Raw genomic sequence first — 20585 nt, 5'->3', positions numbered from 1 at the left:
ATCACAAATAGGAAACTTGGATTGATCACTCTAATTTCCAAATATGCATCTAAATTACTGTAAATAAAAAAATCTTACATGAACTTTATTGATAAATTCAGTAGTGCTTGAGCAAGCTTCATCTGGTCAACAAATGTTGTTTTGGATAATGAAGTTCTACTTAGAGACGAAGTGAACTAGTTTTAATCTCTCACCTCAAGAAGCAGTCATTTCTCAACTTAACAAATATAGCCGCTTACCTTTCTTCGTTCGTTACTTCTACAGCTTCTTTCCTTCCCTAACACGTTTTGGGACAAAAGCGTGTTAGCTTGAACTATATGTTAGAAACACTTACAACTCCTCAATATTCAATAGCAACAGTTTCGCTCTATCTAAGATAACTTGCTGCTGTTCTTCTGATTTTTTCTTCCAATTCGCATAGACCATTCTGGTGCGGGGATTATTATTAAACTGCTCAATGTGTGTATGCATAAAGTGCCAATATAGCGCATTTAATGGACACGCTGTCTCTTCACTCACCTGCTTTACGTTGTAGTGACAGTCAGGACAATAGTCACTCATTTTATTCACGTAGTTACCACTGGCAGCGTAAGCCTTAGAGGCCACAATACCACCGTCTGCAAACTGGCTCATGCCCCGCGTATTTGGCATTTCAACCCACTCAATTGCATCAATATAAATCCCTAAATACCACTCATCTACTTCGTCAGGTTTAATGCCTGTTAATAAGCAAAAATTACCGGTTATCATCAAACGTTGAATATGGTGTGCGTAGGCGAAATCAAGAGACTGTTGTATTGCATGATGCATACAGTTCATTTTTGTTTTTCCTGTCCAAAACCAACTTGGTAATGATAATGACGCTTCAAGTGCATTTAGGTTTTGGTAATCAGGCATATTGCGCCAGTAGATCCCACGTACAAACTCTCTCCACCCTAGAATTTGACGTACAAAACCTTCTATCTGAGCAATATCTATGGCATCTGGGCGTTGATTAAACTCCGTAATAGCAGCATCAATCACTTGCATAGGACTGAGTATTTTTGCATTGAGAGCAAAGGATAAACGGCTATGAAACAAACTCCATTGCTTTTGCGTTAGCATATCATCAAGCTTACATGTCATTGCATCTTGAAACTTCCCAAACAACGGTAAGCAATAGCGACAGAAAAACACCAATAACTCATTCGCCTGCTGCCGATTTACTGGCCACAATAGTTGATTATTCGCTTGTCCAATCATCGTCACATTATGACGCTCTAGACGCTTAAGAATATCAGTGACATCGTTCGCGAATAATAATGGCGTGGGTACACTGTCAAACTCACCTGCCTTTAATTTGTTTTGATTTGCACCATCAAAGTTCCATTTGCCTGCAACGGGTTCCCCCTCACCCATCAGAATATTAAAGCGCTTTCTCATTTTACGATAAAAGGGTTCCATACGATGATGATGGTTCGGCTTAAACTCTTTTTCAATGTTCGCTTCAGAGAGAAAGAAGTGCTCACTTTCATAACCTTGAGAAGATATTTCTAACGACAAACAGTATTTATCGAGCATGTCACGTAAACGATATTCATCAGGGAGTTGATACTCAAAATGGGTAATATGGTGTTTAGCAATAAGGTGATTTAATAGATCGTCTATTTTTTCAAATGGCTTCGTATCGTCCAAGGTTAAGTGCATCACTCGATGCCCTGCACTTTCTAATGCGGCTGCAAATTGGGTCATCGCAGCAAAAAAAGCACACACTTTTTGTACATGGTGTTTTACATAGGCGGTTTCTTGATGCATTTCTGCAATCACGTAAATCGTTTGTGGATCGGTGTGTTGAAACCATGAATGGCTGGCATTTAATTGGTCACCTAAAATGAGTCGTAAGCGGTCAGTGGTGGCATTCATAATCATCCTCTATCTTAAATCTTCATATGTGGATTTATTATTCACTTTGATGTCGTGAAGACCGACAGCGCTTAGAGCAATATTTAACCATTGGCCAGTCTCGCTCCCATTTCTTTCGCCAACTAAATGGTCTCTGGCAAACAACGCATATCTTTTTTGGCAACTGTGATTTTTTCATCGTTTTATGCCTGATCTAATCTGTCGTGATAACGCCCTAACCCATTAGTCCTTGAGCTTAAGACTCGACCTTATGAGTAATCCTTATTCTTCGGCTTGCCACTTGTTAGTGTAGTGACCATCTGGATCATATTGCTGGGTCTGTTTTTCAATATTAAATGTACTGAGATAATTACGTAAAAGGGAGCGCAATGGTTCACAAAACAACCGAATAACAACTCAAATTCCACTCTCTCCTCTTTCCTTCCCTCTTTAACTGTTGTTTAAAAGACAATAGTGATTCGCATTTCCCCTTATATATAACCGAATTAAAACAGGTAATAATACGTTTAACTTAACGATTACAATCTTCACATTAAATGATGGAAAACTGATTTATGATTACTTTGCACGGTTTCGCGGCTAGTAACTATTACAACTTGATTAAACATGTACTGCTATACAAACAACTGCCCTTTCAAGAAAACCTAATTTACGGTGGTAGCGACGAGTTACTCGCAATAAGTCCGGCTGGAAAAGTACCTGTTATCACGATGGATGATGGCTTTCATATTTCAGAGTCGAGTGTCATTTGTGATTTTATCGAAGATACATACCCTTCAATACCTCTGTATCCTGAAAACACAGGTGAACGTGCGGTTGTACGCCAAATTATGAAGATAGCAGAATTGTATTTTGAACTGCCAAGCAGACGATTTATACCTTATGTGTTGTTAGGTACTGAAGTTCCAGAATCAACAAAAGCAGAGGTACGCCAAGTATTACATCGTGGGATCTCAGCTTTAAATAGGTTGTGCAAGTTTTCACCTTGGGTTGCAGGAGAACAATTAACGATGGCTGATATTTACGTTTATTACGTAAACACCATTGTTAGCACGTTTGGCTCTAGCCAACTTGATTGGGACATACTTGCAGAGGTGCCAGGAATGAAAGAATGGAACAATACAATGAGTCAATCAGCCATTGCTAAAAGCATAGAAGCAGATCGTCAAACAAACATGCCCGAGTTTATCCAAAAGATAAAAGCTCAAGCTAAAGCTAAAGCAGCGAAAATTAAATAACACTTGGTCATAAAACAACGAATAAAATATGCCAACACACTACCGTTATTGGCTCAAAAAATGTAACTATTTTCTGGAGAAACCCTATGACAAATACAAATATTCAACTTATTTCAACAATCAGCGAAGACAATAAACTAACGCTTTCCTTGCAAGACATCGACATGCCACAACCTAATGCCGATGAAGTTGTTATTCGTATTGAAGCAGCACCATTAAATCCATCTGACTTAGCAGTAATGTTCAGTGCTGCTGATATGACAACTGCAGCACAATCAGGCTCTGAAAATAAACCAGCGATTACGGCTGATATCCCTGCTCAATTTATGCCAGCAGTTAAAGTTCGCGTAGGAGAAGCAATTCCTGTTGGCAATGAAGGTGCAGGAACGGTTATCGCAGCAGGCTCATCACCTGCCGCACAAGCCTTAATGGGTAAAACCGTTGCAGTAATTGGCGGTGGGACTTACCGTCAATTTAAATGTGCTAATGTGCAAAGTTGCCTAGAATTAAAAGAAGGCACGACAGCGAAAGAAGGCGCGTCATCATTTGTTAACCCGCTTACTGCATTAGCAATGGTTGAAACAATGCGTGCAGAAGGTCATAAAGCCATCATTCATGCCGCTGCAGCCTCTAACCTTGGCCAAATGCTCAACCGTATTTGTATTACCGATGGCGTTGATTTAATTAATATTGTACGTAAAGAAGAGCAAGAAAGATTATTGCGTGATATGGGCGCAAAATATGTAGTTAACTCAAGTAGCGAGACTTTCCTGACTGATTTAACGGTTGCGATTATTGAAACGGGAGCAACGATTGCGTTTGACCCAATTGGTGGCGGTCAATTAACCAGTGACATCCTTAACTGTATGGAAGTTGCCGCAGCTCGTGATATGAAAGAGCACAGCGTTTATGGATCTGACACTTTCAAGCAAGTGTATATTTATGGCGCATTAGATCGCGGCCCTATTACGTTAAATCGTAACTTTGGCTTTGCTTGGGGAGTAAATGGATTCTTACTATTCAATGCATTAGGGAAATTAGGAACGAAAACAGCAATGGCAATGCGTAAGCGTGTTGCAGATGAAATCACCACCACCTTTGCTAGTCACTACACGCATGAAGTGTCATTGCAAGAAGCGTTGCAGTTACAGTCATTGGCCGCTTATTCTAAACAAGCAACAGGTGAAAAGTACTTAATTACGCCTCAGAAATGATCTAAAGATCTACCAGTTGTTTAAATGATAGTGGATGCAGTTAGACTGAACTGCATCCATTTTTCTAATTAATAGCCGGACATACTCTTGTGATCTAAGTGTGGTGCCTAATCGTAGTTAGTTTAGTGATACAAAATTGTTCCTATCGTATATGAGACAGGAGTTGTATATGGATAACAGACTTACCACTAAAGAGTTTCTTAGAGTGTTCGATTGCATTCGTTCGACTGGCGACCGATTAAACAATAAATATTTATTGGGCGAAGTGTATACATGGCATGATTATGATGGCTACACCTGTTGGCTGGGCTACAGAGATGTTACCGTCACGCTAATGTTTCATGGTTCACTTAAAATAGAATTCGAAAAATCATCAAACTACTCTGATTTCACCAAACAATGTTTAGCAATGATTACAGCAAATCATTGCGATAGAGAGAGTTAAACATGAGTGAACAAGCGATCCACATGATTGATTTAACAAAACCTACCGAACATCAAAAGTGGTTAGCCATAAATGATAATGTTATGGGTGGTATTTCAACTGGACGACTCACTTATGACGGCAAATCGTGCCAATTTCAAGGTGAATTATCGCTAGTCAATAATGGGGGGTTCAGTTCAATAAAGCGTTTGCTTGAACCACTCCCCAAAGAAGTAAACACAGTGAAACTTACGTTCGTTGGTGATGGGCGCTCCTACCAGTTAAGACTCACAATGTGGAAAGACGGCTCATCCATTCACTATAAACACGAGTTTTCCACCATAAAAGGAAAGTCGCAGCAGAAAGTAGTTAACTTAACAGACTTTCAGGCTGTTTTTAGAGGACGGTTACTCAACGAAGCACCTGAGCTTATCGCAAACGACATCAAACACGTTGGCTTCTTAATTGCTGATAAGCAGACGCAAGCCTTTAGCTTAAATCTATTCCAAATTCAGTTTACAACGTGACAGAAAACTAGGTAAATGAATAAAATCTTTGCTATACGACATTACACTCACTGTTTATCCTGAAAGCCCTCAATCGATACTTTTATAAGCTGTTCTACTTTTTTACTTGGTGTTTCAGCCATGCTTTGTTCCTGACTGTGCTCAAAATAAGTGGCATGAAGACTGGAAGTAACATCAAAAGGTTCATCTATTTTCAATTCTTCCAATTTTATTCTGTCTCCAAGAAATAATGTATCTATTTGCTCAATCTCACCTGTTTTCGCATTTAAGTTAAATAGCCCTAAGTACCAAAAATTTCCTGTCCCTTGGTTTGTAACAGAAAATGGTGCAGAGAAAATCATCTCATCGCCAATATTACCAAGATTTAAAGGTGTGATTTTATAATAATCTAAACTGACTAAGCCATGTTCATCGCCATTTTGGTATTTCCCAGTAGCAAGGTGAACATCGTCATATTCCGTAAGTTCGGTTAGCGAAACTTTAACTTTAGAGTCCGGTAATTGGATCTGCCAATAATCGTCGGTATCAAAACTAAATAACGTTAGCATGACGTTATTCTTAAAATCTAAGTTGCTTGTAGTATCAAAAGGAACGACTTGATCATCGGTTTTCACGACATAAATATCATCATTAGTGGAATTAAAACGATAGACTCCAGCAACTATAACTAACAAAACAACGGTTAAAATCACCAATACTATTTTTCTTGTCATAAATTATCCTTACGTTTTATAAGTAATTAAAAAGCACAATAACGTTATCAAGATTTAAAAACCACCCCACTCTTCAATCCATTCCAAAATAAGTCCAAACACTTCTATATCTGACTTTCCATAGCAATAAAAGGCGTTTAGACCAAATGACATGTTATTTCCTAGTTCTTTTAAGCTCAGTTCGACAAGCTCACCTCGGTTTACGTATGGCTTCATGTAGTGCCTTGGCATAATAGTCCAGCCGTTCTGCTTTACTAACTCACACAATAGATCGTTATTACTGACGGTATGCATTTTTGGTGAAACCTGAATCGAGGTAAAATTCGATTTTAAAGTAGCAAGGTTCTCGGTAACGTATTGCGTCTCTAACATCAGATTTTCAAGTTTTAAATTATCAATTAACGCCAAAGGTGAATTAACGCTTGCATAGCAACTGACTTGAATCGGTTTCATCGCTTTCCATGTCACTTCTTTCTCAGCAAACAACTGCCCTCGATATGGCATGATGGCAACATCACATTCGCCTTCTTGAAGCTTATCAATCGCTTCTTGTCTGGTTCGATGCATCCAATTAATAATAATGTCTGAGTTATAATCCATCACTCGTTTTTCAATATGAGTGATTAGGTTTAGTGGCGTTATTACATCATAGTAAATCGTAACGGTATGAACATTCGATTCGTATAAGGCTTGGCTTTGCACAAACAAAGAACGGTTCTGCTTTTCGACTAGCTTCGCACGATGGTATAACTGTTTGGCTTTCTCTGTTGGAACCGCTTTTCTACCTTCTATCACAAACAGCGAGTAACCTAACAGATCTTCATACGCCACCACGTGTTCACGCACTGTAGTTCTCGATTTTTCAAGATATCTTGCTGCACTGCTGTATGAGCCATGTTCATACACGGCAACAAAAGCGCTCACTTGCTCTAATGTATGCATTCAATCACTCCTTTGATTTTATATTTCCATCCAACTTGTTAGGCATACCCTATCATAACTGACTTCTTTGTTTTGGTATTCCATGAAAAGATATTACTTAATTTATGGTTATGGCAAAAACAGAGAGGACATTATGAAGACGTTCCCATTGAGTTTACTTGCAGGCTTTCTTGTTTCACCTTTTGTGTTAGCTTCACCTGATCTGATTTTTACCAATGGTGACGTAATCACGGTGACGGGTGAATCTGATCGCGCAGAGGCTATCGCTATTAAAGATGGCATTATTGTCGCGGTAGGCAATAACCAAGAGATCCTTAAGCAAAAAGGCACAAATACCCAAGTTCGAGATTTAAAAGGCAAAACCCTTGCGCCAGGGTTTATCGACAGTCACGGCCATTTTGCTCAATATCTTCCTTTAATTGAAAGCCCATTTCTCTACCCTGCACCAATGGGCAATGTGAACTCGTTTGATGATATTAGTGAAATAATGACGCGCTATTTTAGTCAACCGAACCTTGATAAAAACAGTCTTCATGTTGCTTTTGGTTATGATGATGCGGAGTTAAAAGAGAAACAACACCCAACTAAGCAGTTCTTCGATACGTTCAGTAAAGAGTACCCTTTCTGCGCTGTACATATCTCAGGGCACCTTGCGGCCTGTAACAGTAAAGGCCTTAATTTTATTGGGTTCACTAAACAAAGCACGAACCCAGATGGCGGTGTGTTACGCCGTGACGATAATGGTGAACTGACTGGTGTATTAGAAGAGTCTGCTATTTATCCTATTTTAGGAAACTTGCCAGAAATGACACAAGAAGATGCGATTCGTCGTTTTGGTAAGGTTCAAGACTTATACGCAGGCTACGGCATTACTACCACACAAGAAGGCTTAGCGACACTTCCAGCTCTTAATGCAATGAAAACGATGGCAGAGAGTGATTTGTTAAAAATTGATCTGCTTGCTTATGCAAAATGGGTTGATTTAGAAGAAGCTGTAAAGTTAATGCCCATGAAATCGTCTATTAATGGCTTGACGTTGGCTGGTGTTAAAATGGTGGGAGACGGTTCTCCACAAGGAAAAACCGCTTATCTCTCAACGCCATATTTTGAGCCACCACACAGCCACGCTTATGATTACCATGGTTACCCTGTGTTAACCCAAGAAGAGATGAATTTGTGGGTGGATAAAGCGTATCAAGTGAATGCTCAGATCCTAAGCCACAGTAACGGCGATGCGTCGGCAGATATTCTATTAAATGCGGTTGAGCTTGCTGATGCGAAATATGGTAAAGAAGATCGTCGAACTGTGGTTATCCATGCTCAAACAACACGTTTAGACCAAATTAAACGCATGAAGAAAAATGAGATGATCCCTTCTTTCTTCCCTGCTCATACCTTTTTTTGGGGAGATTGGCACCGTGATTCTGTATTAGGCCCTTGGCGTGCATCTAATATATCACCGATGGGTTGGGCAAATTCTAATGATCTGATGTTTACCATCCACATGGATGCCCCTGTACTGTTCCCAGATATGATGACCAATATGTGGAGTGCGATAAACCGTGTAACTCGAAGCAACCAGACACTAGGTGAGCATCATAAAATCACGCCATATCAAGCATTAGAAGCCATTACGATTAATGCCGCGTATCAAAACTTTGAAGAAAAAAGCAAAGGAACGATTGAAGTAGGTAAACGTGCCGATTTGGTGATTTTAAATGAGAACTTACTTGAGGTTGATCCTATGAAAATAAAAGACATCATTGTTTTAGAAACCATTAAAGATGGAAAAACGGTGTATGTAAATAATGATGACTAACCCCATATCAATAGAATCGCCACTCTTAACCAATACCATTTAGGAATAGAATAAATGCCTACGTTTCCGTTATAACATTAGCAAAAAATCAGTAAAGTCCTTCTAAACAATACTGGGTTTAGAAGGCACTATCTATGAAATATATTTGTATGAACTGTAACAAAGAATACTCTCCTGCACCTGAATTAATTAAATGCACATGTGGCTCCGCTTTATGGGTTAAACCAACATCTTCGTTTAGTAAAAATGACCTGATAGGTAATGAGTTTACATTCTTGCGTTATTCCAATGCCTTTCCAATAAAAAAACATGATATCCAAGTGTCTTTCAATAATCCTATAACACCACTTACTCAAGCTGAACTATCAGGGGTTCCAATACTAGTTAAAATGGACTCCTTGCAACCAACGGGATCCTTCAAAGACCGAGGAGCTGTTCTGGTTATCAACTACCTTAAAAATCATGGCATAAATAGCATCGCTGAAGACTCTAGCGGTAATGGTGGCAGCGCTTATGCCGGCTATGCGGCTAAAGGAAAAATGGAATGCAATATATTTGTACCTGCGGGAACCTCTTTAGGAAAAACCACACAAACCCGATTATACGGCGCTAATTGCATCGAAATAACAGGAACAAGAGAAGATGTAGCCACGGCTGCAATGGAAAGTACCAAAACACATGGAAGTTATTATGTTGGGCATAATTGGTACCCTCTATTTATTGAAGGCGTAAAATCTATCGCCTATGAAATATGGGAACAGTGTGGGTATAAAGCACCTGATAATTTTGTCGTTCCCGCAGGAAATGGAAGTTTATTAGCAGGCGCATACCTTGGTTTCTCAGAATTATTAAAAAGTGGTGAAATAGATAAACTCCCTCGTCTTTTTGGTGTTCAAAGTGAAGGCGTCCAACCGTTTGTTCAAGTATTCAATAATACAGATATTGAAATAACGTCATTAAACACGATAGCAGAAGGCATCAAGATCCAACGTTCATCCCGCCTAAAAGAAATCGTTGAATTTGTTCGAGGCTCTAAAGGGTGCTTTATCAGCGTTAGTGAACAACAGATCCAATTAGCATTAAAAGAAATGGGTAGCCAAGGATATTTTATCGAACCCACCTCTGCTACCGCTTTTGCTGGCATCGCTCACCTTCTCAAAACAGGAGAAATCAATGCTAAAGAGGTAACGGTAGGTGTGATAACAGGAAACGGCCTTAAAGCAACGAACACTATTGAACACTTAATCAATGTTCTAATCGACTAAGGGGATACTAATGAAATTTATACAAACTAATAATGCTTTAAAGGCTGTCGGGCACTATTCTCAAGCGATAGTTTGTAATGGACTAGTCTATGTATCAGGCCAACTGCCCATAGATGCGGATACCGGAGAAAAAATTACGGGTGATGTAGAACAACAAACCCGTAGAGTATTAGATAATTTAAGATTAATACTTGAAGAAGCAGGAACGGATCTTCAGCAAGTGATAAAGCTCGTTATCTATATTTCGGATGTTGATATGTGGAGTATCGTGAACACCATCTGTAAAGAATATTTTCTACATCACAAGCCAGTAAGAACAATTGTACCAACGAGAGAACTGCATTTTGGATTAAAAATAGAGCTTGATTGTATCGCCCTATGTGAATAACTCATCACGTATTTAAAGCGATATTTCAGATAACGTTGCGACGACTTTCTGGATACGATCCAAACGAAAGTTATTTTGTCTAATACAGATATAAATGGGTCTAAAAAGAGGCTCAAGCTCACTGTATTGGTATAAATGACGCTTCTCTATATTCAAAGCTTTTACTACAGAAAGAGGGATCAGTGCAGGTGCGGTCCCTTGAAGTGCCAAGTGGGCTGCTGCAGTATATGAGTCTAACTCAATAACAGGACTCACCTTTAATGCATCTAAAATAGCGGATTGGTAAGTATTTGCACTATTTGTCAGATCTGTTGTTATTAGTGCATTAGGTAACTTGTCTAAAGGTGTACTACTTACAATATAAAATGGCTCATCAAAAAGGTGAAAGCTTAATAAACCATGCCCAGAAGGTAAATAACCGGCACATAATCCCAACGTCGCCTTTCCTGATTTAACATGTTCTACTATTCGAGGGGTATGATTTGTTGTAATAGTTAAATTAGGATCTTCTTGAAAGCAGAGTGATAAAGCAGGACTAAAATAGCCGGCAACAAGTGTTTCTGAACAATCGATACGAAGTAAAGAATCATCAGCTAACGCTTGTTGTTCATATATCTGGCCACATAATTCACTAAACGTCGGGCCAATGTTCTTAATTAACGCTTTAGCATCAGCGGTAAGAGTTACATAGCGACCATCCGGCTCAATCAACCTTTTCCCCAGACGCTTTTCTAATTTAGTTATGCGCTTACTAACCGCTGATTGGCTAAGATAAAGTACACTACCCGTACGACTCATTGTTTTTTCTTTACTTAAAACCAAAAGTGTTTCAATACCTTCAAGTAACATATCATTATCTTATGAAAATCAGGAATAATTAAGTCAGTTTATCTACATTTCATACACACTGTAAAGAGGAAGGCCTCAGCATAAAACAATGTTTAAGATGGAAAAATTTGCTTCAACACACATTTATAAATAGTAAATTCATAATTAGAAAAAGTGGATTCAAGCTAGAATTCTAAACAATCGTTATCCCACCACAAAAATAATCATTAAATTTTCTAATCAAAGTATTGACACCAAAGTTTCGGAAGCATATATTGATTACATGAATTGCTATTTGGAGTTCATCGGTAACTGGTTCGCCTTATTATAGGGAACAAAACGTTATCAAAATGAAATAACCCTATTGATTACTTACTAAAGAATAGTAGCGTTGTTTCTAACATTTAATCCTGAACCATATGTCATTAATGAGTCTACATTGGCTCTGAATATGAGTTCTTTCTCCTCGCTTAGTGCGTCGAGAACTATTGCTTATTTTAAAGGATAGTATTATGCGTAATATCGATTTCTCTCCCCTGTACCGTCATGCCATTGGTTTTGATCGTCTGTTTAATCTTGTAGAAAACAGCGCTAACAAACCATCTCAAAATGGTTACCCACCATATAACATCGAACAGAAAGACGAGAACAACTACCGTATAACAATGGCTGTTGCTGGTTTCTCTGAAGATTCGTTAACAATTTCTCAAAATGAACATATGCTGATTGTGTCAGGTGACATTACTTCATCTGAAATAAAGCCAACTTACGTCTATCAAGGCATTGCAGAGCGCAACTTTGAACGAAAATTTCAACTTGCTGATTATGTAACCGTATCTGCAGCAAGCATGGAAAATGGATTACTTCATATCGATCTTGTTCGAGAAGTTCCAGAGCCGATGCAAGCACGTAAGATTTCAATTAACAAATAACACCTATTTCCGTTAATCATAGGCAGTAATAACACGTTGTATTTACAATTAAAAATACAGCCCTCACCTATTGATTCACGGGAATTAGCATCATCATATTTCATTGAGAATAGCGTAGCTCCGTAAATACACACTCGGTTTACGCTTATTAAAAACATCAAATTTAAATTATTTGCATTAAAATAACTAATGCGAATTCAAAGGAAAAATTATTATGGGTAAAATCATTGGTATCGATCTAGGTACAACGAATTCTTGTGTTGCTGTTTTAGATGGCGACACACCACGTATCTTAGAAAATGCAGAAGGCGAACGTACAACTGCATCGGTTATTGCTTACACAGATGGCGAAACTCTTGTAGGTCAGCCAGCTAAACGTCAAGCGATTACTAATCCACAAAACACGTTGTTTGCGATTAAACGTCTGATCGGTCGTCGTTTTGAAGACGAAGAAGTTCAACGTGATATCGAAATCATGCCGTACAAAATCGTTAAAGCTGATAACGGTGATGCTTGGGTTGAAGCGCGAGGTCAAAAAATGGCTGCGCCTCAAGTGTCTGCTGAAATTCTGAAGAAAATGAAGAAAACAGCGGAAGATTTCCTAGGCGAAGAAGTAACTGGCGCGGTAATTACTGTTCCTGCTTACTTTAACGATGCTCAACGTCAAGCAACCAAAGATGCTGGTCGTATTGCTGGACTTGATGTTAAACGTATCATCAACGAACCAACCGCAGCAGCTCTGGCTTACGGTCTAGACAAAAAAGGCGGCGAGCGCACTATCGCGGTATACGATCTTGGTGGTGGTACATTTGATATCTCTATTATTGAAATCGACAACGTTGATAGCGAGCAAACTTTCGAAGTACTTGCTACAAACGGCGACACTCACCTAGGTGGTGAAGATTTCGATAACCGTATGATCAATTTCTTAGTTGATGAATTCAAAAAAGAACAAGGCATTGATTTAAAAAATGATCCACTGGCTATGCAACGAGTTAAAGAAGCAGCAGAAAAAGCGAAGATTGAACTGTCTTCAGCGCAACAAACGGACGTAAACCTTCCTTATGTTACTGCTGATGCAACGGGTCCTAAGCACATGAACGTTAAAGTGACTCGTGCAAAACTGGAATCTCTAGTAGAAGACCTAGTAATTCGTACGCTTGAACCATTAAAAGTAGCTCTAGCAGATGCTGATCTATCTATTGATGGGATCACTGATGTTATCTTAGTAGGTGGCCAAACACGCATGCCTATGGTTCAAGCTAAAGTTGCTGATTTCTTCGGTAAAGAAGCGCGTCGTGACGTGAATCCTGATGAAGCAGTCGCAATGGGTGCAGCCGTTCAAGCTGGTGTATTGGCTGGTGACGTTAAAGATGTCCTTCTTCTTGATGTTACTCCTCTGTCTTTCGGTATCGAAACGATGGGTGGCATAATGACGAAACTAATCGAGAAGAACACAACAATCCCAACGAAAGCGGACCAAACGTTCTCAACTGCTGAAGATAACCAAAGTGCGGTAACAATTCACGTACTTCAAGGTGAGCGTAAGCAAGCGACATACAACAAATCTCTAGGTCAATTTAATCTAGAAGGTATTCAAGCAGCACCACGTGGCATGCCACAAATCGAAGTAACATTCGATCTAGATGCTGATGGTATCTTAAACGTATCAGCAAAAGATAAAACAACGGGTAAAGAACAAAAGATCACTATCAAAGCATCTGGTGGCTTAACTCCTGAAGAAATCGAAGCAATGGTACAAGAAGCTGAAGCGAACAAAGACGCGGACAAAAAGTTCGAAGAGCTAGTAACAGCACGTAACCAAGCGGATCAAATGATCCACGGTACGAAGAAACAAATCGAAGAAGCAGGCGATGCACTTCCAGCTGACGAGAAAGAAAAAATCGAAGCAGCAATCAAAGCACTAGAAGACGTTAAGTCAGGCGATGATAAAGAAGCAATTGATGCGAAAACTCAAGAGCTAATGCAAGCAGCACAAAAGCTAATGGAAATCGCTCAACAGAAAGCTCAAGCACAACAAGGTGCTGACGCAGGAGCGCAACCTAAGCAAGAAGATGATGTCGTAGATGCGGAATTTGAAGAGGTAAAATAATATCTTACTCAACACCAAAACTACCTAGACATTAATAATGTAGATTCAGGGCGTATAGAGGAAACTCATACGCCCTTTTTCTCGGATTTAAATAAGAAGCTACGTATCTTTATGATAATACTGCCAAAGGAATAACGAGCCGACACTCCTCCATGGTCGCCAATGCTCTACCATTTCTCTCGCTTGTTTTGGTGTTGGTTTATCAGTAAGTCCCTTTAGTCTTCCTAACGCAATCAATACCCCTAGATCATCCGCAGGGAAAATATCTTGTCGCCTTAATGAAAACATCAAATAAATCTCAGCACTCCAACGGCCAAATCCCTTTAGGTTGGTAATTGCAGTAATCGCGTCTTCATCACTTAATGTCTTTAGCCCATCAATATCTAGACTCCCAGATTGAACCGCTAAGGCTAACCCTTTTGCATATTCAATCTTGCGCCAAGATAAACCGGCATCTCGAAGATTTTGCTCTTCAACACCCAGCAAACGTTCAGGAGTAACCTCTTCCAACAAGTCAACTAAGCGCCCCATTATCACCGCCGCCACTTTAGTTGATAATTGCTGACTAACGATAATAGATAAGAAAGCATCAAAACCATGAGGGTTCACTCTCGGTGATGGATAACCTTGGATTTTCATTGCGGCTTCCAACTCCTTATCTATCAAACAGAGCGCTTTTAATCCCTGTTTTATTGTTTGTTCATCCATACTCACCGACTCCTACACTGACATGATTATCTCTTTTGAATTTTATGCGAAGTGAGGGGAAAAAGCAGCTAAGGGATTAATCTCCTATTCATAAATAAATTCTACTCAATCTCTTTTCTAAAAAGAAAAGGGGATATAAAGGCTTGTATAATCCAAGCTAATAAAAGCAGATATATATAATCCAAATTAGTTACAACGCCATCGTTAAACTCTATCCACATTCGATGCAGAACTTGAGGCAACAAAATGATAGAGATAATTTGATTGCAGCGCCTAGTTAAGTTACTTTTCTCTTTCATCTTATAAGTGCCCTTTTTCCCATAGGTTATATATCTTATTGAGATCATCATCGGATGCATTCATTTCAAACGGCGTAAATTCAATCGAAATAGAACAATATGGGTATTTAGCTATCGCATCAAAATCAACACTTTCCAGTTCACTATCACTTAGCTTGATCATATCAAGGTGTGGTTTTTTCCCTATATACCCTAGTCTTTTAAACTTACTATCGGATAAATCAATTTCAACCAGACTCTCTAATGGAAAAAGTGCTGATATATCAGTAATTTCATTCTTTTCAAATCTGACGTATTTTAAGCTTGTTAGTTTTTCTATACCGTCTAATGACGTTAACTTGCTGTCAGAAATCTCTAATGTTTCTAACTCAGGCAAGTCTTCTAGTATAGGGACTTGAGTAATATCACCGCCATTAAAGGTAACTTCTTTTAAGTTAGGTAAGTTTACTAATGGCATTAATGAATATCGATAAGGGTTCATTATCATTAATATCTCTAATGACTTCGGTAATGTCACTGTAGATATCCCCCTATCCTCTGGCCATTTAAGTATTAAATATTTTAATTTATTCAACTTTGAAATATTTTCGATATCATTAGCTTTAGGATTATATAACGTGACTTCTTTTAAATTTATTAATGTTTCAATCGCAATAGTTTGAATATTTAGCATTAATGTCAGGTGCGTTAATGATTCATTTTTTTCTAAATATTTATAATCAATGCTTTCCTTTGCATTTAAATATAAATATTGCAGTATTTTTTGCTGAGATAAATGATTAATATTAACTAATGTTCCACTTTCTATAATTGCATAAGTAAGTTTTCCATACTCAGGTAAACTAAGAGTTTTTATCTCTCCACCGGTTACTCTCAGTCTTTTTAATTTAGTAAATAGACTTAAATCTAAATGTTCAAATCGAAAGTCGACATCCCACAACCCTAAATATTCTACATCCCTCAAATTAAATAATATTTCTTTACTTAATTTAGCTCGCCCTCCAGAAATAGCATGAATTACTTCACCTGACTCATTTAATAGTACTGTAATTTTAGGAATAGAAGCAGTGCTTGAAATGCGGTCGCCATCAGATGTAATTATAGATGGCACAAAAATCATACTTTCCCCTCTACCAATTTTTCCTCCCGTATCTCCTGTTAAGCCTTTTACATAAAAGTAAATATCCGTCCCAATACTACTAGCCAGCTTATTCAATTGCTGAGCAGTTCGTGATTCAGAAATAACAACTTGAGCTTGCTCTTCTTTTGATAAGGAAGATGCCTGAAGCAGCTTACTAAAAGTAAACAACAGGAATACTATAAATAAAGAGAACGTTTGATTCCGGCGCCTAGTTAAGTTACTTTTCTCTTTCATCTTATAAGTGCCCTTTTTCCTAAAGTATCTAATAATATACTTAATCTAGGAATACTCGCTGTACCTACGATAGTACCATTATTTTCTGATAACAAAGCTGGGACATATAAAATGTTTTTTGTACTTATATTTCCAGTCAAACCCTCGACATAAAAGTAAACATCTATTCCAATATCGTCAGCTAGTTTTTGTAATTTTTGAGCCGTTGGAGATGTTAAAATAACAACTTTAGCTTGCTCTTCTTTTGATAAGGGAGATGCTTGAAGGCAACTACTAAACGCAATTAGCAATACTCCTATATATGAAACCAAGGTTTTGTTTAGATTCATCATTTAAACCCTTCTGACTTTAATTTTGGAATACGATAAGTTTCGTGTTGCCAAACAGAATCTAAGAAGAAACGCTGATCCTCTTTATTTGGTGGAATAAATACACCTTGTTCAAGCAAAGTAGCTACATGAATACGGTCAAATTGATTTTCTGCATTGCTATTTAGAATAGAAATAAAAGCAGATTCTTTATTGTTCTCTAAATCTATGTTGATACTTTTGACTTGCTCATAATAATTAATGATATCGTAAATATTCTTTATTCCAGAAAATTCATCTAAGCGAGTATCGAATGTAACCAGTGATTCAATGTGTGCCTTTTGATAACCCAATAAGTACATTGGAATAACTGCTCTCCATGATAAACCGCCTAGTTCGACATATCCTTTGTTTATAAATAGGCCCCACATTGATTCCGATAACTTATCAGCAACTATAGCCACCTCTTTTTTGGTTTTTTGACAATTATTTAATTGATCAAATGGAGAGCTATGTAATACTTTTATCAGTTCATCTTTTGATTTGTTGTACTTAATATCAATATCGAGTTCAAGTGGAGTCCCTGAACGATAATCTCTTAATGTCGTTACCACCTCGCTACTATTGATCAAAGCCATAACTTTATCTCTTTCAAAGCCCTCTTTAAACTGGGACCAAAGTGTTAATAGTCTTTTTTGAGCTTCTGCGCTATTAGCAAGTTGATACATCTGCACTAATTCAACAGCAATCACTAAAACAGTAATTGCGGTTCCTACCACCACTAAAACACCACTGCCCACCATCCAACCATACAACAGTAGACTATCTGCAATTAAAGAAGCGGTACTTGCCATTAAAAAAGCATCGCTATCTGCGGGATCATATTCATTAATGGCTATCGCTGTGGTAATAAGTGTCGCTACCGTTAATATTTTAGCCAAATGGTCAAGAGAACTACCCAGTAGCTTTATAGAGAAATCAAAATGTCCTTTTGCAATACTTGTGACTTTCAGCCTCTCGACTACTACGGCAATACTTTTTGCCATGCTTAACGTATCTGAAGTGACTGTTAATGTAGATTTAATTAACTCTAACTGAACTCTATTACTGTCCCACCCTTTCTCTTTTGCTTGATCTTCAAGGCTTAACGCAATTTGAATATTAGTGGTTAAGTTGTAATATACGTAAAGTACTTTAGCAAAAGCAAACTGGTTATATTTACTTTGTCTGCCATCAAAGTGTTTATAAAATGTATCGGTCAATCCGCCATCACCATTAGCTATGTTTTCTGAATAGCGCTTTAAGCTCTTGCTTGCTGCAAAGCGCCTTTCTTTATTACCCTGTGTATTCTGCGTAACTACAAATGCTCTAAATATATCACTTAAATCGAAGGCTCTCGATTTCCCTTTTGTTACTTCTAATACCCTAAAAACTCGTGAAACCGAATTAAAGAACCTTAAATGATACGCGGCATCTCCTTTAATTTTTTTATATAGATCAGAGAATATTTCTTTTTGAAAACAAGAGAGTATCACCTGAAGTACGCAAGGAGAGCCAGGCCCAGGAACAACAAGTCCTTTTAAATCCCATATTTTTTCAAAAGTGATTACAATATCCTCCGAAAAAATACGATCTAATAACGTTTCTGAGTGATTATTGCTTCTTTTTTGAATTAAATCAGAATAATCTCGAATCTGTTCGTTGATATAACTATTACTTTTATTAACAACCGAAATTCCATTTTCATCCTCATTAATAGCTTGTGCTGAACCTGCATTTTTCTTAGCCCAAACACTATCAAACTGCTTATACAATTCATGCTCGGGATCAATCGATAATAATGAATCTAAGCTTGGTGAAACAACCTCATCAAATAATTTTTGTTTGTGCTTAGAAGACGAAGACAGCGCAGCATAACACTCGGCTATGGTGTTAAAAATTAATGCCCAATTTCCTTCTTCGACCATATAAGGGCCGGGAGCAAAGCCATTTTTAATTTTTTCATGTTGTGATTCATCATTAATGGCTGCTTTTGCACATTCGACATAGCGCTGTAGCTCAGATTTTAAAGCTGAAGAGTTGATTAAATCCCATAATTGATCACAACTATAATTTACGTGTCCTTTCTCTTTTGCGAGAGCATTATGAAGCGGACTTATTGTGCTCTCTGGGTTTTCCATAGTCTCCATCATGGCATTTCTTAAAGCGACTAATGCCTTATACAGTGACTCGCGATCTTCTGCTTCTAAGATCCTTTCTTTATCTTCATTACGAAAGAACACATCCCATGTCATGCCCAGCACTTTCATTTTAATTCCACTAAGTGCCAAGGCAGTCCAATCCATTTTCTCGACACCTTTAAATGGATATTCAGTTTGTAACTTAAGCAAGTCAATCATTTCATTTAAGGCAGATAAACGTACGTAGAAGGCACTCAACACAAGGTTATATTCATTAATCTGGCGCTGAACAATACTTAGTACTTTACGCAAACGATGATTCCACTCTGGCAATGTGCAATGAACTGCAATCTTGCCGTTATAAAGGTATTCTTGGTATCTGTATTTACGTGTATCAATATCATCAGGACTCACACCAAAGGCTACGACACTTTCAATACAGTCTCCCGACGAAGCGTTATTAGCTTCCTCTTTTTTTATGGAAGAAAGGGTTTCCATTGATTTAGACAAGAAAGGGGATTCATCTAAAGGGTATACAAAAAAGCGAGCCTTCGTTGTTAACTTTATGGGTGAAGATGAAATTCCATACCGAGCATGATTATTTTCTCCTTCTCTCTGCATCATGAATGCTTGTATTGAAAGTATTTTTGCTAAACGTAACCTATCCTCTTTAGTTTCTTCATTTTTCTCCATCATCAAATGATATGAAATAACTGAAATCGGTTGTGCAAAGCCAAAACTGTTAGTTATCGCAACGTTAGGGTTCGTTGGCACCCAACTAGCTTCACCTGTCTCTGCATAATGATTTTTTTCTTCCTCCCAGTACCAAACATATCGGTTATCAAGTGCCGAATCATCATCTGCATAAACAAAATTAGCAATGCTATAATCAACCTTTCGATTGCTCGTTATATGGGTCGCTTTTCCATTCAGTTTATTCTCTGCTTTATGAGTACAAATCTGCCTAGTTTCTCTTGGTATAAAAGGAGGGATCTTTTTATTATCTTGTAATTCAAGCTCCCAATGCTGTACCGGATAATATTCGTCATTGTCGGTTTTTATTTTCTGCAATTCAGAGTTTTGATAGAGAGCCTTATAATCTTGTTGTCGTTGTTTTAACTTTATAAGATTAAAATTAAGATCGTCTTTACCTATTTCATTAAATTGGGGGCTATTTTCTAAAGCCTCTTTATGACCGATAATTAAACGTTCAATATTATCTAGCTTCTGCTGAAGCTCATCACAACGCAGGCGGATCTCACGTTGAATTATAAGTTCATTCTCTCCAAACTCTTCTTTTTTATCAGTAAGTCGTAAGATCAACGCACGGTTATATTCAAGTTGATCGAGCAATCCATCAAATTTTGGTTGCTGTGATGTTAATGTTGACTTCATACTTTCCCTAGCTCT

At 38.0% G+C, this 20585-nt stretch carries 18 protein-coding genes; 9 read left to right on the top strand and 9 right to left on the bottom strand.

From position 1 onward, the window contains the following. Positions 1 to 330 precede the first annotated feature (330 nt). Together BTO23_RS04165 and BTO23_RS04160 are read right to left on the bottom strand one after the other, a co-directional pair. Positions 331 to 1902 carry a cryptochrome/photolyase family protein gene (locus BTO23_RS04165; protein WP_105063016.1) on the bottom strand — a complete coding sequence of 524 codons (1572 nt, stop codon included), beginning with the start codon at positions 1900 to 1902 and terminating at the stop codon, positions 331 to 333. Between the two features lie 37 nt (positions 1903 to 1939). Further along, on the bottom strand, positions 1940 to 2080 hold the full coding sequence (locus BTO23_RS04160) for a DUF2256 domain-containing protein (protein ID WP_105063015.1): 141 nt from the start codon (positions 2078 to 2080) through the stop codon (positions 1940 to 1942). A gap of 376 nt (positions 2081 to 2456) precedes the next feature. On the opposite strand from BTO23_RS04160, the gene BTO23_RS04155 reads away from it, so the two are divergent. From BTO23_RS04155 to BTO23_RS04140, 4 genes are all read left to right on the top strand, one after another. Beyond that, positions 2457 to 3140: a glutathione S-transferase family protein gene (locus BTO23_RS04155; RefSeq protein WP_105063014.1), complete on the top strand. Its 684-nt coding sequence runs from the start codon at positions 2457 to 2459 to the stop codon at positions 3138 to 3140. Positions 3141 to 3226: 86 nt separating this feature from the next. Further along, a complete protein-coding gene (locus BTO23_RS04150; RefSeq protein ID WP_105063013.1) occupies positions 3227 to 4354 on the top strand; it encodes a zinc-binding dehydrogenase in 1128 nt (375 codons plus the stop codon). A gap of 169 nt (positions 4355 to 4523) precedes the next feature. Beyond that, the gene (locus tag BTO23_RS04145; protein ID WP_105063012.1) at positions 4524 to 4799 is read left to right on the top strand and encodes a DUF3081 domain-containing protein; all 276 of its coding nucleotides are present in this window, start codon (positions 4524 to 4526) and stop codon (positions 4797 to 4799) included. 2 nt (positions 4800 to 4801) lie between these two features. Further along, positions 4802 to 5305 (top strand): CIA30 family protein, encoded by a 504-nt coding sequence (locus tag BTO23_RS04140; RefSeq protein WP_170066691.1) that lies wholly within the window; start codon positions 4802 to 4804, stop codon positions 5303 to 5305. A 47-nt stretch (positions 5306 to 5352) separates the two neighbouring features. Here BTO23_RS04140 and BTO23_RS04135 read toward each other — a convergent pair whose 3' ends face one another. Further along, positions 5353 to 6018, bottom strand: coding sequence for a hypothetical protein (locus BTO23_RS04135; RefSeq protein ID WP_105063011.1), 666 nt, complete (start codon positions 6016 to 6018; stop codon positions 5353 to 5355). Positions 6019 to 6072: 54 nt separating this feature from the next. Further along, on the bottom strand, positions 6073 to 6960 hold the full coding sequence (locus BTO23_RS04130; RefSeq protein WP_105063010.1) for a LysR family transcriptional regulator: 888 nt from the start codon (positions 6958 to 6960) through the stop codon (positions 6073 to 6075). A 133-nt stretch (positions 6961 to 7093) separates the two neighbouring features. Between BTO23_RS04130 and BTO23_RS04125 the strand changes: the two genes are divergently transcribed. The 3 genes from BTO23_RS04125 to BTO23_RS04115 all read left to right on the top strand — a co-directional run bounded on the left by BTO23_RS04125 (position 7094) and on the right by BTO23_RS04115 (position 10432). Then, complete coding sequence (locus BTO23_RS04125) at positions 7094 to 8779, top strand: amidohydrolase (RefSeq protein ID WP_105063009.1); 1686 nt, start codon at positions 7094 to 7096, stop codon at positions 8777 to 8779. A gap of 134 nt (positions 8780 to 8913) precedes the next feature. Continuing rightward, on the top strand, positions 8914 to 10044 hold the full coding sequence (locus BTO23_RS04120; RefSeq protein WP_105063008.1) for a threonine synthase: 1131 nt from the start codon (positions 8914 to 8916) through the stop codon (positions 10042 to 10044). Between the two features lie 10 nt (positions 10045 to 10054). After that, positions 10055 to 10432 carry a RidA family protein gene (locus BTO23_RS04115; protein WP_061011336.1) on the top strand — a complete coding sequence of 126 codons (378 nt, stop codon included), beginning with the start codon at positions 10055 to 10057 and terminating at the stop codon, positions 10430 to 10432. Positions 10433 to 10444: 12 nt separating this feature from the next. Here BTO23_RS04115 and BTO23_RS04110 read toward each other — a convergent pair whose 3' ends face one another. Beyond that, positions 10445 to 11281 (bottom strand): LysR family transcriptional regulator, encoded by an 837-nt coding sequence (locus tag BTO23_RS04110; protein WP_105063007.1) that lies wholly within the window; start codon positions 11279 to 11281, stop codon positions 10445 to 10447. A gap of 491 nt (positions 11282 to 11772) precedes the next feature. Here BTO23_RS04110 and BTO23_RS04105 point away from each other — a divergent pair, with 491 nt between their 5' ends. Next, positions 11773 to 12192 carry an Hsp20 family protein gene (locus BTO23_RS04105; protein ID WP_105063006.1) on the top strand — a complete coding sequence of 140 codons (420 nt, stop codon included), beginning with the start codon at positions 11773 to 11775 and terminating at the stop codon, positions 12190 to 12192. A 214-nt stretch (positions 12193 to 12406) separates the two neighbouring features. Continuing rightward, the gene (dnaK, locus tag BTO23_RS04100; protein WP_105063005.1) at positions 12407 to 14305 is read left to right on the top strand and encodes a molecular chaperone DnaK; all 1899 of its coding nucleotides are present in this window, start codon (positions 12407 to 12409) and stop codon (positions 14303 to 14305) included. Positions 14306 to 14404: 99 nt separating this feature from the next. Here dnaK and BTO23_RS04095 read toward each other — a convergent pair whose 3' ends face one another. The 4 genes from BTO23_RS04095 to BTO23_RS04075 form a co-directional block, all read right to left on the bottom strand. Further along, positions 14405 to 15013 (bottom strand): DNA-3-methyladenine glycosylase family protein, encoded by a 609-nt coding sequence (locus BTO23_RS04095; protein WP_105063004.1) that lies wholly within the window; start codon positions 15011 to 15013, stop codon positions 14405 to 14407. 300 nt (positions 15014 to 15313) lie between these two features. Next, positions 15314 to 16687 carry a leucine-rich repeat domain-containing protein gene (locus BTO23_RS04085; RefSeq protein WP_105063003.1) on the bottom strand — a complete coding sequence of 458 codons (1374 nt, stop codon included), beginning with the start codon at positions 16685 to 16687 and terminating at the stop codon, positions 15314 to 15316. Continuing rightward, the gene (locus BTO23_RS04080) at positions 16684 to 17019 is read right to left on the bottom strand and encodes a hypothetical protein (protein ID WP_146107783.1); all 336 of its coding nucleotides are present in this window, start codon (positions 17017 to 17019) and stop codon (positions 16684 to 16686) included. Before BTO23_RS04080 ends, BTO23_RS04085 begins: the two co-directional genes overlap by 4 nt. Next, a complete protein-coding gene (locus BTO23_RS04075) occupies positions 17016 to 20570 on the bottom strand; it encodes a hypothetical protein (protein WP_105063001.1) in 3555 nt (1184 codons plus the stop codon). Before BTO23_RS04075 ends, BTO23_RS04080 begins: the two co-directional genes overlap by 4 nt. Positions 20571 to 20585: the final 15 nt, after the last annotated feature.

Source organism: Aliivibrio sifiae, assembly GCF_002954715.1.
Classification (GTDB): Bacteria; Pseudomonadota; Gammaproteobacteria; order Enterobacterales; family Vibrionaceae; genus Aliivibrio; species Aliivibrio sifiae.
This window is presented reverse-complemented; position numbering and strand designations above follow the sequence as displayed.